At 52.5% G+C, this 13,662-nt stretch carries 14 protein-coding genes; all 14 read right to left on the bottom strand.

What is annotated here, in order from left to right; translation table 11 throughout:
• Window positions 1–92: 92 nt before the first annotated feature.
• On the bottom strand, window positions 93–968 hold the full coding sequence (gene rfbD, locus BM297_RS08670) for a dTDP-4-dehydrorhamnose reductase (protein WP_092430280.1): 876 nt from the start codon (window positions 966–968) through the stop codon (window positions 93–95).
• Window positions 969–970: 2 nt separating this feature from the next.
• Window positions 971–1,513, bottom strand: a complete 543-nt coding sequence (gene rfbC / locus BM297_RS08665) for a dTDP-4-dehydrorhamnose 3,5-epimerase (RefSeq protein ID WP_092430278.1) — start codon at window positions 1,511–1,513, stop codon at window positions 971–973.
• The gene (gene rfbA / locus BM297_RS08660) at window positions 1,510–2,388 is read right to left on the bottom strand and encodes a glucose-1-phosphate thymidylyltransferase RfbA (RefSeq protein WP_092430276.1); all 879 of its coding nucleotides are present in this window, start codon (window positions 2,386–2,388) and stop codon (window positions 1,510–1,512) included. The genes rfbC and rfbA overlap by 4 nt, the downstream gene beginning before the upstream one ends.
• Window positions 2,389–2,513: 125 nt before the next feature.
• On the bottom strand, window positions 2,514–3,575 hold the full coding sequence (gene rfbB / locus BM297_RS08655; protein WP_092430274.1) for a dTDP-glucose 4,6-dehydratase: 1,062 nt from the start codon (window positions 3,573–3,575) through the stop codon (window positions 2,514–2,516).
• 13 nt (window positions 3,576–3,588) lie between these two features.
• The gene (locus BM297_RS08650; RefSeq protein WP_092430272.1) at window positions 3,589–4,698 is read right to left on the bottom strand and encodes a DUF1972 domain-containing protein; all 1,110 of its coding nucleotides are present in this window, start codon (window positions 4,696–4,698) and stop codon (window positions 3,589–3,591) included.
• A 122-nt stretch (window positions 4,699–4,820) separates the two neighbouring features.
• Entirely contained in the window at window positions 4,821–5,738 is a 918-nt protein-coding gene (locus BM297_RS08645; RefSeq protein WP_092430270.1) for an NAD-dependent epimerase/dehydratase family protein, read from the bottom strand.
• Window positions 5,735–6,946, bottom strand: coding sequence for a glycosyltransferase (locus tag BM297_RS08640; RefSeq protein ID WP_092430268.1), 1,212 nt, complete (start codon window positions 6,944–6,946; stop codon window positions 5,735–5,737). Before BM297_RS08640 ends, BM297_RS08645 begins: the two co-directional genes overlap by 4 nt.
• Before the next feature lie 99 nt (window positions 6,947–7,045).
• Window positions 7,046–8,245 (bottom strand): O-antigen ligase family protein, encoded by a 1,200-nt coding sequence (locus BM297_RS08635; RefSeq protein ID WP_092430266.1) that lies wholly within the window; start codon window positions 8,243–8,245, stop codon window positions 7,046–7,048.
• Between the two features lie 60 nt (window positions 8,246–8,305).
• Entirely contained in the window at window positions 8,306–9,313 is a 1,008-nt protein-coding gene (locus BM297_RS21540; protein ID WP_139231040.1) for a polysialyltransferase family glycosyltransferase, read from the bottom strand.
• Window positions 9,314–9,615: 302 nt separating this feature from the next.
• The gene (pseI, locus tag BM297_RS08630) at window positions 9,616–10,674 is read right to left on the bottom strand and encodes a pseudaminic acid synthase (RefSeq protein WP_092430264.1); all 1,059 of its coding nucleotides are present in this window, start codon (window positions 10,672–10,674) and stop codon (window positions 9,616–9,618) included.
• A gap of 11 nt (window positions 10,675–10,685) precedes the next feature.
• The gene (gene pseH / locus BM297_RS08625; RefSeq protein ID WP_092430262.1) at window positions 10,686–11,168 is read right to left on the bottom strand and encodes a UDP-4-amino-4,6-dideoxy-N-acetyl-beta-L-altrosamine N-acetyltransferase; all 483 of its coding nucleotides are present in this window, start codon (window positions 11,166–11,168) and stop codon (window positions 10,686–10,688) included.
• A 34-nt stretch (window positions 11,169–11,202) separates the two neighbouring features.
• The gene (gene pseG / locus BM297_RS08620) at window positions 11,203–12,315 is read right to left on the bottom strand and encodes a UDP-2,4-diacetamido-2,4,6-trideoxy-beta-L-altropyranose hydrolase (protein ID WP_092430371.1); all 1,113 of its coding nucleotides are present in this window, start codon (window positions 12,313–12,315) and stop codon (window positions 11,203–11,205) included.
• A gap of 11 nt (window positions 12,316–12,326) precedes the next feature.
• Window positions 12,327–13,022, bottom strand: coding sequence for a pseudaminic acid cytidylyltransferase (pseF, locus tag BM297_RS08615; protein ID WP_092430260.1), 696 nt, complete (start codon window positions 13,020–13,022; stop codon window positions 12,327–12,329).
• Between the two features lie 6 nt (window positions 13,023–13,028).
• On the bottom strand, window positions 13,029–13,661 hold the full coding sequence (locus tag BM297_RS08610) for an LbetaH domain-containing protein (RefSeq protein ID WP_092430258.1): 633 nt from the start codon (window positions 13,659–13,661) through the stop codon (window positions 13,029–13,031).
• Between the last annotated feature and the right edge of the window lies 1 nt (window position 13,662).

Genomic DNA, 13,662 nt, shown 5'->3' with positions numbered 1-13,662 from the left:
CCTGATACAGGGTCCCTGACTGGGGGCGGATTGTAACGGGAAGCTTACTGGCACCCGCGACAGCTGAGGCCAAGCGCTCTAATCGCGGAGCGTCAAGCCAACTCACGCAGCACCTGCGCCAACTCCTCACGCCAATCTGCTTGGGCAATGCCCAAGGTTTCGCGCAGTTTGGCGCAATCCAGCACCGACCAGGCCGGGCGAGTCGCTGGCGTCGGGTAATCCGCAGTACAAATGGCTCTGACGAGCGGTACTCGCTCCAGCAGGCTCAGTGCATGCGCCTGACGGAAAATCTCCAAGGCGAACTCATGCCAGGTACAGGCCGGGGTGCCGCTAAAATGGTACAAGCCCCATTGTAGCGAGCCGTGCTCACGGTACTGCACGGCCAGCGCCCAAAGCGCCCGGGCGATGCTCGCCGCCGAAGTCGGGCAGCCGCGTTGATCGGCCACAACACCGAGTTCCTCACGCTCGCGCCCCAGGCGCAGCATGGTCTTGACGAAGTTGTTGCCGTGGGCACCGAACACCCAGCTGGTGCGCAGAATGATGTGCTCGCTGCAGTTGGCCACCAGCTCCAGCTCACCGCCCAACTTGCTGGCACCGTATACCCCAGTGGGACCGGTAGGGTCGGTTTCCCGGTACGGCTCGCTGGCATCGCCGGCAAACACGTAGTCGGTGGAAATGTGGAATATGGGAATACCCAACCGCTCGGCAGTCTGAGCCAGGTGGGCAATCCCATCGCGGTTCACCGCCCAGGCCCGCTCCGGTTCGCTCTCCGCTTTGTCCACAGCGGTATAGGCCGCGGCATTGATGATCAACTGCGGCCGCAGTCGCTCGACCACCTTAGCCACCTGTTGCGCATTGGTGATATCCAGCTCTGCCGAGCCCAGCGCAACAACCTCGCAGCCATCCGGTGCGAAACGCAACAACTCATGCCCAACCTGGCCGTGAGCGCCGGCGATCAGAACCCGCATGATCAACTCTCCCTGCCCAGCAACTGGCGCAGGGTCGGGTTTTGCTGATCCTTGGCAGAAAGCTGCGGAGTGGCGACCGGCCAGGGAATGTTCACCTCCGGATCGTTCCACAGCAGGCCGCCCTCATCCTCCGGAAAGTACAGGTCGGTGCACTTGTACTGGAAGTCAGCGACCTCACTGAGCACACAGAAACCATGGGCATAGCCCGGCGGCACCCACAGCTGGCGGTGGTTTTCATCATTCAGTTCCACACCGACAAACTGGCCGCAGGTCGGAGAGTCCGGATTGATATCCACCGCCACGTCATACACGGCGCCACGACTGACACTGACCAGCTTGCCCTGTGGGCGGGTGCGCTGGAAATGCAGGCCACGCAATACGCCACGCTGCGAGCGCGAGTGATTGTCCTGCACGAACGGCAGACCGATCCCGATTTCGCGATAGCGCTCGACCTGGAAGGTCTCGAGGAAGAAACCGCGGTGATCGCCAAACACCCTGGGCTCGACGATCAACACTCCGGGCAGCGCCGTTTCGATCACTTTCACTGCACAACCTCCTGGACCAGCAGACGCTGCAGATACTGGCCATACCCGGTCTTGCTCAGCGCCTGTGCCTGGCGGCCCAATTGTTCCGCGGACAGCCAGCCCTGGTGATAGGCGATCTCTTCCAGGCAGGCTACTTTCAGCCCCTGGCGGGCTTCGATGGTATGCACAAAGTGGCTGGCCTCCATCAGCGAGTCATGGGTACCGGTATCCAGCCAGGCGAAGCCACGGCCGAGCAGGCTCACGTGCAGATCGCCACGCTGCAGGTAGGCATTGTTCACATCGGTGATTTCCAGCTCGCCGCGCGGAGACGGCTTCACCTGCCTGGCGATCTCCACTACCGAGTTGTCGTAGAAGTACAGCCCGGTCACCGCATAGCTGGACTTCGGCGCCTTGGGTTTCTCCTCGATGGAAATCGCCTTGCCACTGGCATCGAACTCCACCACGCCGAAACGCTCCGGATCTGACACGTGATAGCCAAACACGGTAGCGCCCTGCTCGCGGCTGGCCGCCTCGCGCAGCATCGAGCTGAAACCATAACCGTAGAAGATGTTGTCGCCGAGGATCAGACAGACACTGCTGTCGCCGATGAACTCTTCGCCGATCAGGAAGGCCTGGGCCAAGCCATCGGGCGATGGCTGCTCGGCATAACTCAACTCGATGCCGAACTCTGAACCATCACCCAGCAGCTTGCGGAAGTTGGGCAGATCTTCCGGAGTGGAGATGATCAGCACCTCGCGAATGCCGGCCAGCATCAGCACCGACAGCGGGTAATAGATCATCGGCTTGTCATAGATCGGCAGCAGCTGCTTGGACACCCCACGGGTGATCGGATGCAAACGAGTGCCGGAGCCGCCGGCGAGGATGATGCCTTTCACGTAAAGTCCACCTTCAAAACAGGGATAAACCGCAAACCGAAATTGGAGCACACCACTGCTGTATGCAGTATTTCAGCCCTTGTAGGAGGCCCGCCCTCGGGGCGAAGCTCTTGCTCCAAGTGCTGTCAGGCCTCGCCCAAACGGCCCAACCGATAATCACCATTCAAAACTCGCTGCCACCACTCGCGATTATCCAGATACCACTGCACCGTCTTGCGAATTCCGCTCTCGAAGCTTTCCTGCGGTACCCATCCCAACTCACGCTCGATCTTCGAGGCATCGATGGCATAACGCCGGTCGTGTCCCGGGCGATCTTTGACGAAGGTGATCAGCTCGCGATATGAACGACCGTCGGCGGCGGGTACCAGCTCATCCAGCAAGTCGCAGATGGCATACACCACTTCCAGGTTGCGCTTCTCGTTGTGGCCACCAATGTTGTAGGTCTCGCCTACCTCACCCTTGGTAACCACCTCGACGAGAGCTCGGGCATGGTCTTCGACATACAGCCAGTCGCGGATCTGCGAACCGTCGCCGTACACCGGCAGCGGCTTACCGGCCAGCGCTTTGAGGATTACGTGCGGAATGAGCTTTTCCGGGAAATGGAACGGCCCGTAGTTGTTCGAGCAGTTGGTCACCAACGTCGGCAGGCCATAGGTACGCTGCCAGGCGCGAACCAGGTGATCGGAACTGGCCTTGGATGCCGAGTAGGGCGAGCTAGGCGCGTAGGGCGTGGTTTCGGTGAACAGATCGTCCGTGTCCTCCAGGTCGCCATACACCTCGTCAGTGGAGATATGGTGGAAGCGGAAGGCACCTTTGGCCTCGGGCTCAAGGCTACTCCAGTAACGGCGCGCAGCCTCCAGCAGGGTGTAGGTACCAACGATATTGGTCTGAATGAACTCGGCCGGGCCGTCGATGGAACGGTCCACATGGGACTCGGCGGCAAGATGCATGACCGCGGTCGGCTGGAACTCGGCGAAGACTTTGTCCAGCGCGACTCCGTCACAGATATCCACTTGGTAGAAGCGGTAGCGCGGCGAGTCGGCAATGGAAGCCAATGATTCAAGATTGCCGGCGTAGGTGAGCTTGTCGAGATTTGCGACTTCATGGGATTCGCTGCGAATTAAATGACGCACAACCGCAGAACCAATAAATCCGGCACCGCCGGTAACAAGAATACGGGACATCATTAGGCGCTCTTAATCACTTAGTTGGATACCAATGGATCAGTAGATCTTCATACTCACGCAAAACCTGATCCCAGGTAAAACGCTCATGGAATTGTTTACGACTGGCAGCTTTCATTCCCAGGACCGCTTGATCATCCATCAATAAATCATCGAAAATAGTTGCGCATGCGGCCTCGTCTTTGAAATAAGCTGCACCAGGGCCTGCTACCCAGCGATTGAACTGATTATCATGGGCAATGACACCACACCCCGCCCCCAACGCTTCTACCAGAGACGGATTGGTGCCGCCAACACGATGACCATGCAGATAAAACCGACTATAAAAACGCAGAGCACGAACTATAGCAGCCTCATAGATGGCACCCGGAAAAACCACCTCGTCACTGGCAGCATCCATGACTTGACGATGGAATTTGTTGCTTTCCGGTTTGAAGTTTCCGAGCACAACCAGCCTGTGATTCCGAGGCCTCCGACTGAAGGCCCGGACCATTTCCAAGAATGAGTTTTCTGGCTCAGGACGGGCAATGATGATCGAATAATTTCCTGCCGTAACGCCATAACGAGTCAACAACTGGGCGTCAGCAGAAAGAACCTCATCCCCCCCATACGGAATCATGGTTATTTTTTCAGAATTGACACGCGTTGCAAGATGTTCCTTGATCTTGGGATGATCGGCAACCAAATGGTTACCGATCCAGCAACCTGCTCGCTCATTCAGCCAAAACCAAGCTCTTGCAACAGGACCCCACTTGTCACGGCGCCACTCGATGCCATCCATGTTAATTACATTAGTCTGCCCCTTAACACGCTGCATCAAATTAAAAAATGCTGTATTGTAGCCAAGCGTCAGGAAAAGACCGTCTTGCGACAAAGCGTGACAGGTGGCTTTCCAATCAAAAAGAACAGTACCTCCAGCGCCCCCTCTATTAACAGGGATATGTATACGCCGCACCCCCATCCAATTGCTTTCACTAATACGCCCAACACCATCTTCTTGGCAGTATACATCTACCTGCCAGCCCTTACTCACCAGATAAAGCGCAAGCTTTTCCGCAAAAGTCTCAAATCCCCCATGCTGAGCAGGAACGCCTCGAATACCTAGAACCGATAATTTTCTTTGCATGCAATATCATTCCTAAACCGCTCAGCCCACTGCATCATACCGATAAAACTGCCAGTACTTCCCGAAGCCAAAAAAAACAAAAACCAAAAAACCACTCAACTCAAAAGAAATCAAAGACGCCCTCAAAAAGCATCACTCTTAAAACGTTTCAACCATTCAAAATGACACTTGACACCATGCTCCAAGGAAGTAGTAGGCCTCCAACCAAAAGCACTCATCGCAGAGCCACTTTCAAGAACAACTTCCTTGACATCAAAATCTCGAGCTGGCAAATATTTAGCAGGAACGGGAAGCCCAGTGACCTTTTTAATAACACTTATTATTTCACCCACACTAAAACCACGCCCAGAACCAGCATTATAAATTCCCTCCCCGCCCACCTCAACTGAATTAGCTATCAACACTGCCAGATCCTTGACATATATATAATCCCGGACGCTAGACCCATCGCCATATATACATGTCGGCTCCGCACGAAGGGCATTGCTTAATATTGTAGATATGAGCCCTTGTACTCCACCATGCCCCTGCCTCTCCCCATAAGGATTAGAAGGCCGAAAGATTATAGGAACCACACCCCAACTGTGCTGAGATACTCCTATGAATTTTTCTATCGCAACCTTCACAGCTCCATAACTGGAAATTGGATTCAAGGGGTGACTTTCAACAACAGGACTGACCAAGGGGTTTCCATAGACAGTACCTCCTGAGGATAGGTATATCAGACGACCAACACCAACCTCTTTCATTAATTGCAGAAGAACAACCGTCCCAACCAGATTCTTCTGAATATCAGAAACCGGATCCGAGGCACTCGTGGCTGGCACTGTCGAACTAAGGCTATGAACGACAACATCAATACCCACCAGAGACTCTGCCAACTTAGCACTATCATGAAAGTCCCCAAAAAACCACTCAGCGCTGGTCTTAAATAAAGGCGGACGCCGAGCATAAACGCGCACATAGTGCCCCCGCCGAATCAGCTCCTCCGAAACATGAGAGCCTATAAAACCATAGCCACCAATTACCAGAACCTTCATCTCATGACACTCAGGTAGCTAGACATTAGTGACGAATAAAAGACATCGCTTGAAAACTCACTCTCAACATAATCACGCGCAAGCCTCCCCATTTCAGCGCTTTTTTCAGGAGATCGCCAGAGTGCTTCCATACATGAGGCTAGCTCAGCAATATTGTCTGGATCAAACAGAATCCCTCTATCGCCAGAAACCAGCTCGGGTATTCCGCCACGCCTGGACCCTACAACAGGCTTGCCGGCAGCAAATGATTGGAAAACCACATAAGGAAAGTTCTCATGCCACAGAGAGGGAACAATTACAAATCGCGCCCCATAAAGAACCTCCTTCAACTCTGCGCCCCACACAGCTCCTAAAAATTCGACATTCACGAGATTCTTATCTGTTACCACGCGCTTCAGCTTCTCTAAATCAGGTCCATCACCAACTATTTTCAAGGGAATAGGAATCAACTCAGCAGCCGCTATGATACGGTCCACCCCTTTTTCTTCGATGACCCTTCCAAAATAGAGAGCATAATCCCCTCGCAGATGAACTTCATATTCAGAAGCATCAAAGGGATTCTTCAAAACTCCATAGTTAATTTTTTTATCGCGCCAAAAATCCTGTGTTTTGCGCAGCATGAAATCACTTGCAAACAGATACTTATCAACCAGCCTGTCATAAACCTTGTGACGCTCATGCACATAGGCTTCAATAGCGGACGCTGTACTATATATTAAAGAGCCCTTACAACACTTTTTCACTGCAGCCTGATAGAATTTACCGCCTTTGCAGGCCTCGCACACGGCCGAGCCGTCATAAATCTTATAATTAGGACAAATATGTTTATAATCATTACACGACATCACAACAGGGATATTGCGCTCTTTTGCTGCTTCAAGAATTGAAGGTGTCAAGTGCACATGAATAGCAAACGCATGTATCAAATCAGGCTTAAAATCATCAATAGCATCAAGCATGGCCTGCTTGTTTTTTTTCGAGTGAAAAATATCCCTGGAGCCAATTACCCTTGAAAAAATGTTACCTTCAGCATAGCTTGGCCCTTCAACTTCAAAAAGTGGATCACCCGTGTCAACATTCTCCGAATTCATTGTGCTAAAAAAAGCCACGCAATGACCGTGTTTTTTTAGCACATTTGCAACCTCAAAATAAAAAACCTCAGCACCACCTTTCAAATAATGATACTTGTGCGCCAAAAGTATTCTCATAGCAAAACACCAAAGATTGACATGTATTTTAAACCCAGAAAAAACAGGGCCGACTGAAATCAAAAAAACAAAAAAAACAACCACAGCAAAACGAGCCTGCTACGCAACTTTCAGCCTAAGCCGGCGCCCCCCATCCATAACAGAGAAAAAAATAACAATATAAAAATAAACAACAGAATCAATCGTTCCAGGCTGAGCAAACGACCCTTCAGAAATAGATCTAACGACCAATAAAAAAACAACCAAATAAAACAACCTTACCTCTGCTAAAGCTTTATTACCAACACCAAAATTCACTCTCCATGTAAGCCCAAGGAAAGCAACAAAAAGCGAATAAAACAACAAAATGACACCAATCATCCCTGTATTAACAACTCCCTCAACAAAGGCGTTATGCGCCTGACCAAACGATTCGGTGCCAAACACGTGAAGCCCCGCAGCTTTGGAAACGACGACAGACGAATTAAATCCAAAGCCAAAAAAAGCATCCCACCCACTGAGCGAATTTAATATTTGCTCCCACAACAGAAGCCTACTTGAAAATGTCTCAAAAGATGCAGGATCACTTAGTTTCGAGTAAATTTTATCCCATGCAAAAAAGAAGAACACAAAAGCCACAACCAAGGCGAAAACAACCAAAACCGAACTTCTAATCAAACCTAAGCGTCTGAATAGGGGGACGCCACTAAAGAGCATCGCCGCAAATACAGCAATAATAGTAGTCTTGCTAAGAGTAAGAAAAGTAAAAACCAGAAATATAATAACAAATATCTTTGAAACAGCTGCCCGCCCCGTTCCAGCCCAAACATCACTCAAATACATAGAGCAAAAAAGACCTAACGCACTAATAAAAGCTATCGTATTCGGCCCCAACTGCTCAAGGCCACCATCCCTTGAAGAAACCCCTCCCCACCCGACCAAATAAAGAACAAAAACCACCACAATCAAACCACCGACTACAACCCCGCAACAAAAACCAACTAACGCCTTCTCCGCACCATCTCGATTAGCAATGAATGGCCATGCCAATAAAGGCAAAATTGCATACGCTAACGCCGTCACTCGATCATCTGTCCACGGAAGAAAACAACAAAATACAGCCCAGGCCACATAAATCAAAAGCACAACACCACACGGACTTTTCGGCAAAAAAATACACCGGCTTTTTGTTAGCTGTAAAAAAGACACCCCCGCAAGAACCGAGATCCAGCCCAACATCACAAAATAATAACTATCTGGCGCAACAATCCAGAATACATACTTTAGAACCAAAATACACCAAAAAGCTGCCTGTAGCATTACATCAGCCCCCGAGGCATCACATCACAACAGCCACAAAAAAACACAACACAAGATGAACTAAAAAACATATTCATTAATGCCGTTTTTATTATAAAAATCCCTCCACCCAATAGCACCCTCTTCCATCAAAGGCTCATAATACCTAAGACATATATCAGGCATAAGCGACTTTATTATATGCAGCGCCGAGCTTTTATAGCCAACGACCATCGACGGGGGATGCCTCCCCATACAAAGCAACTCTGCCGGAATATTTTTGGGAGCGCACACATAGCTAGAAGAACGAATATCTTTAAGTATTTCTGAAATATTCTGCTCTGACTCTCTTGGATGAAACTTTATTATCAGAATCTTCCCTTGCTTACCAAGAGCTTCGAGAAGACGTATAATGTTTCCAGGCTTCACTATGCTAGATAATGGCAAAACACAAAGAACCGAATTATCAATGCATGAAAATTCAGGGTAGCTTTTATGTAGAACACTTGAAAAAAAACCCGGGTCAACCGCGGGGAGATTGTGCACATCCCTTGCTTCAGAAACACTCGCCCTTATCAAGCCCGGCATTGCCGCATAAATTGTCTTAATACCTTTATGCTCCCCTATTCTTTCTTTAGGCTCCCACCAATACCCATACAAAAACTTCCCCGCCAACCGACTAGCAACATTGACGTGGACGCGACCGCCAATTTCGTATAACGCCACCCCGTCCTCCCCAAGGCAAACCTTCCCCGAAGACAAACCAACGGCATTAATCAGACATTGGGTTTCCGGCATCAAGTCATTAAACACAATCAACTCTGAGCAGCCACCCAGCACTCTCTCTTTCCTCAACCCCCTTACATTCAACATTTTACGAAGTGTTCGCAAAATTTTACCTGATAACTTTGCAGCCCCTCTCAAACGAATGATCCTTGCCTCACTAGCTGCAACAATCTCCTCAACAAATACCTCATCTATATCCGACTCCTCAACCCACACAAATATTTTTTCCCCAGAGCGCCCCGCAAGCAATACCGAAGCCAACAAAAAATGCAGTGCGGTTTGACACACAACAACTATCTTCATGAAAGCCAAATCCATTCAAGTATTTATTTTAATTTCACAAACAAAAAACAATACACACTAAGCACATGAAGACGAGACACCCGAAACATCAACATTCGTTACGACAATATAATGAAGAACGAGGGGTTTACACTGTAGCGGGGGAGTTTTTTTCAGAGGAAATCTAAAAAAAATCTTGAACTTGACTCGAACAGTCCATTTACAAATCTTCCCGAAGCCTGCTTAGCCAACGAACGGGGGGACACCAATTGAAGCCCACAGCGTTAAAATTAACCAACCTAGCCAATTAGCTCTCTAAAAGCCTACGGCTTAATAAAAGAAAGACTTGTAGCTGTATTCGCTTCAATATCTTTTTCTACCTGCCTGCCAATAATCATTTCCAAGCTTTTGGGAGGCAACCCAAAACCAGGCCTCACACTCCGTACAGCATCAGCAGTAATGATTTCCCCTTCCTTTAGGTCCCTCACGAAGTACAGCGAGCGTCGAAATTGGGCGTTGCCCTGCTCGCTGGACTTACGCCCGTAATCCACCTGCCCCAGAGCCGCCCATGCGGTCTTACTGTCGCGGCACAGCGCCGCCAGCTCTGCCGGCTCCAGCGAGAAGCTGTCGTCCGGGCCACCGCCGCTGCGGTCGAGGGTGAAGTGTTTCTCGATGATGGAGGCGCCTAGCACCACGCTGGCGATGGCAGTGGTGTTGTCCAGGGTATGGTCGGACAGCCCGGTAACCAGGCCGAAGCGCTGCATCATGTCGGGGATGGTGCGCAAGTTATAATCCTCGGCCGGGGCCGGGTAGCCGCTGACGCAGTGGAGGATGGCCAGTTCCTTGCAGCCGCCTTCACGGGCGGCTTCGATGGCTTCCTGGATTTCCTCGGCATCGGCCATGCCGGTGGAGATGATCATCGGCTTGCCGGTGCTGGCGACGTACTTGATCAGCGGCAGATCGACGACCTCGAAGGAGGCAATCTTGTAGGCTGGGGCATTGAGGTCTTCCAGCAGGTCGACGGCGGTGTTGTCGAAGGGCGAGCTGAAGATGGTGATGCCGAGCTTGCGGGCATACTCGAACAGCGGAGCGTGCCACGCCCAAGGCATATGGGCTTCCTGGTAGAGCTGGTAGAGCGTTTTACCGTCCCACAGGCCGCCATGGATCTGGAACTCTTCGGAGTCGCAGTCGAGGGTAATGGTGTCGGCAGTGTAGGTCTGCAGCTTGATGGCGTCGGCGCCGGCCTTCTTCGCCTCCTCGATGATCTTCAGCGCGGTTTCCAGCTTGCCGTTATGGTTGGCGGAAAGCTCGGCGATGATGTACGGCGGAGTATCGACGGCGATACGCCGACCGGCAATGCTGATGCTGGGAGTGTTCGACATGCTGTTGTCTCTCAATTGTTCGCTTGCCACTCGGGAGCGAGTAGGCCAAAGCAGACCACATCGTGGTAGCTCTGACCGTCAAAATGCTGGTCACGCAGTACGCCTTCCTGCTGGAAGCCGTGGTTCAGATGAAACTTGATGGAGCGCTCGTTGTAGGCCAACGCCTGGCCGCAGAGCTTGTGCAAACCTACCTGGGTGAAGGCGTACTGAATGGCGGCGTGTCCCAGTTGCCGGCCCGTACCTTTGGGAGCATCGGGCGCCGCGTAGAAGCCCCAGTCGGCCACGCCACCGGGAGCTATCTGGTGCAAATTGATGAAGCCCAGTGGCGCGGCATTGCTTTCAAATACCAGCAGGTGCCGGCTGGGGTCCTGGGATGCCCGTTCGAACCAGCGCGTGTGCTCGACCAGGCTGATTTCGTGCTGGGTGTACATGTAGCGGCGAACTTCCTCGTGATTGCGCCAGGCAAGCACTTGCTCGAGATCTGCGTGGGTCATCGGGCGTACCCGTTGGTGAACCGCTGCTGTCACTTCAGAACTCCAGATGCTGGATAACGGTTGTTACGCCACTGCCGTCAGCTATGAGTGCGGCGGTCTGGCTCATGGCTGCTCGCTGGACTGACGATGAAATCAGAGGAGCCAGCAAGACAGGAAGACATTCAAGGATCAGTTGCGGACTTTGTATGACTTTAACCGCTCCCGCCTGCTCCAGCCCTTGGGCGACCTGCCTTTGGTTCTCGGCTAGAACGACCATCACTGCTGGCAGTCCGAGGCAGCAGCGCTCCCAGGAAGTGGCACCCGCGGCCCCGATCGCCAGATCGCTATCAGCCATCAATCGTGCCATGTCGCTGACGCCAACCCTGACTGTGGTTGACCAGGGCATCTGTTCTGCCAACTGGCGGACCTCGGCAAGCCAGGGCGCGGCGGCTCCCATGACCACGGTGATGCGGCAGTTGGCAGGCAACTCACTGGACCTGAGTGCTTGCAGCACTTGGCCAGTAGCATTGTCCTTGTCGACGCCCCCCATAGTGATAAGCAGGTGCTTGAGCGACGGATCCTGCCGGCGCTGCAGACTGTAGGGGCGCATCGCTGAGAACTCCGGGCGCAGCAGGGCGTATTGCGAGCCGCACAGCAGCGTGCAGCCCACGGGAACCTGGGATCTGTAATCCTCGGCATCACGGCCAAACGTCTGGTCCAGCAACAGGTCGCACTGATGGGGGCGATCCGCCAGGTCGTCGATCACCATCAGCTTGCGGTAATACGGCTTGAGCGCAGCTTCCCAGTGGGCATCCAGTGCGTAGTGGTCGACGATCAGCCAGTCGGGCTGCAGATCGTCGAGGATACGAGCGCATTCAACGACATCCTGTTGCGGGGAAGCGCCGAGCCAGTGCGCGTGGGCTGGTTCTGGGGCGCTTGCCGCAGTCACTTTCGCGGATGCATTCGCCTCTGCAGGCACTCGGAGAGGCAGAGCGTGGGTGGTATAGCCCTTGCTGCGGATAAAGTCGATCAGGTTGCCGGGGTGCTCGCGACAGATGAACCAGCATTCTGCTCCCTTGGCCTTGAGGGCATCGGCCAGAGTCAGGCAGCGCATGACGTGGCCGGTGCCTATCTGCAGCGAGGCGTCGGCGCGGAAGGCGATTTTCATCCGGCGCCCCATCACTGCGCCTGGGATTGCATGGCCTTGAACATCCACTCGGCACGCACCCAGTCCTCCGCTGTATCGATATCCTGTACACGGTGGCGCGGAAGGATCACGGGCATCGAGCTTGAGCTGAAGATCATTCGGCCCTCTCGCCAAGCCGCGGCGCGCCCCCAGTAGAACTGGCCGGCGTCGTGAAAGGCTTCCTCGAGATCCTGCGAGCGGGTGTTGAAGTGCTCCGGGTTGAACATTTCGACCCGCCCTTGTTCAGTGATGCGGATGGCGCGCTGGATCGGGAAGGCATAGCTGGTTACCGAGAAGGCGTAGTCGCAGTCGCTTCCCTGGAGGACGTCCAGGCCACGGCGGATATCCTCTGCACTGACAAAGGGGGCCGTAGCGTACAGGCAGCAGGCCTGCTCGACGGTTTTCCCTTGGGCGTTAAACCACTCGATGGCATGGCGGATGACCGGGATGGTGCCGGTATGGTCATCGGACAGCTCGGCCGGACGCATGAAGGGCACGGTGGCCCCGAACTGGCTGGCCACTTCGGCAATCTCGGTATCGTCGGTGGAGACGATGACCTGATCGAAGCAGGCGCTTCGCAGCGCCGCCTCGATGGACCAAGCGATCATCGGCTTGCCGCAGAAAGGCTTGATGTTCTTGCGCGGGATGCGCTTGCTGCCGCCGCGAGCGGGGATGATGGCTATTTTCATGCTTTCCTAGCTCATCCTTTGTTTGATAACAAGATTCGGGGAGCTGCCGAACACAAGGGAATTTGCCGGTACGTCAGTGTCCTTTATGTATGTATTGGCGGAAACTATAACATTATCTCCAATGACACACTGGCCAAGTATTTTTGACCCAGAGAGCATTTGCACATTCTCACCAATCTTTGGGAATACCCCCTTATTATTCCCGACAGTACATAACTGAGAAAAGGTAAAATTGTTTCCATAGCTAGCGCGTCCCATCACGCTACCTACGGGATGATCGAGATGGAAAACCTCCGGCATTTCAATCTCATAATATAGATCAAGGCCATTGAGGGTTTTATTTAGGAAGTAAACTTTGTCAGCCAAATTACGACACTCAGGGCTTTCCAAGAAAACCTGGCGCGCAAGAAAATATAGAAAAACACAGTACTGCCCGGAGTGGTAGATGGAGAAAAAAACCTCTCCATCTTTTTTATAGTACTTGTTTTTTGATTGACCGAAGCATTTTTCGGTCTTGTACAAGGCTTCGGGTAGCGACCTTGCCAAGACCGCCTCCTCGACCGTTTCTAACAGAAACAGGTTATGGATCTGATGGCGGATCAGCTTATTGAGGATCTCGACTGAGGGTGAAATTATCATT

It is taken from the genome of Geopseudomonas sagittaria (genome assembly GCF_900115715.1).
Classification (GTDB): domain Bacteria; phylum Pseudomonadota; class Gammaproteobacteria; order Pseudomonadales; family Pseudomonadaceae; genus Geopseudomonas; species Geopseudomonas sagittaria.
This window is presented reverse-complemented; position numbering and strand designations above follow the sequence as displayed.

Excerpts from the sequence above, each read along its gene's own strand:
- rfbD (WP_092430280.1), bottom strand. The coding sequence starts at position 968 with ATGCGGGTTCTGATCGCCGGCGCTCACGGCCAGGTTGGGCATGAGTTG.
- rfbB (WP_092430274.1), bottom strand. The coding sequence starts at position 3,575 with ATGATGTCCCGTATTCTTGTTACCGGCGGTGCCGGATTTATTGGTTCT.
- BM297_RS08650 (WP_092430272.1), bottom strand. The coding sequence starts at position 4,698 with ATGCAAAGAAAATTATCGGTTCTAGGTATTCGAGGCGTTCCTGCTCAG.
- BM297_RS08645 (WP_092430270.1), bottom strand. The coding sequence starts at position 5,738 with ATGAAGGTTCTGGTAATTGGTGGCTATGGTTTTATAGGCTCTCATGTT.
- BM297_RS08640 (WP_092430268.1), bottom strand. The coding sequence starts at position 6,946 with ATGAGAATACTTTTGGCGCACAAGTATCATTATTTGAAAGGTGGTGCT.
- BM297_RS08635 (WP_092430266.1), bottom strand. The coding sequence starts at position 8,245 with ATGCTACAGGCAGCTTTTTGGTGTATTTTGGTTCTAAAGTATGTATTC.
- BM297_RS21540 (WP_139231040.1), bottom strand. The coding sequence starts at position 9,313 with ATGAAGATAGTTGTTGTGTGTCAAACCGCACTGCATTTTTTGTTGGCT.
- pseI (WP_092430264.1), bottom strand. The coding sequence starts at position 10,674 with ATGTCGAACACTCCCAGCATCAGCATTGCCGGTCGGCGTATCGCCGTC.
- pseH (WP_092430262.1), bottom strand. The coding sequence starts at position 11,168 with ATGACCCACGCAGATCTCGAGCAAGTGCTTGCCTGGCGCAATCACGAG.
- pseG (WP_092430371.1), bottom strand. The coding sequence starts at position 12,315 with ATGAAAATCGCCTTCCGCGCCGACGCCTCGCTGCAGATAGGCACCGGC.
- pseF (WP_092430260.1), bottom strand. The coding sequence starts at position 13,022 with ATGAAAATAGCCATCATCCCCGCTCGCGGCGGCAGCAAGCGCATCCCG.
- BM297_RS08610 (WP_092430258.1), bottom strand. The coding sequence starts at position 13,661 with ATGATAATTTCACCCTCAGTCGAGATCCTCAATAAGCTGATCCGCCAT.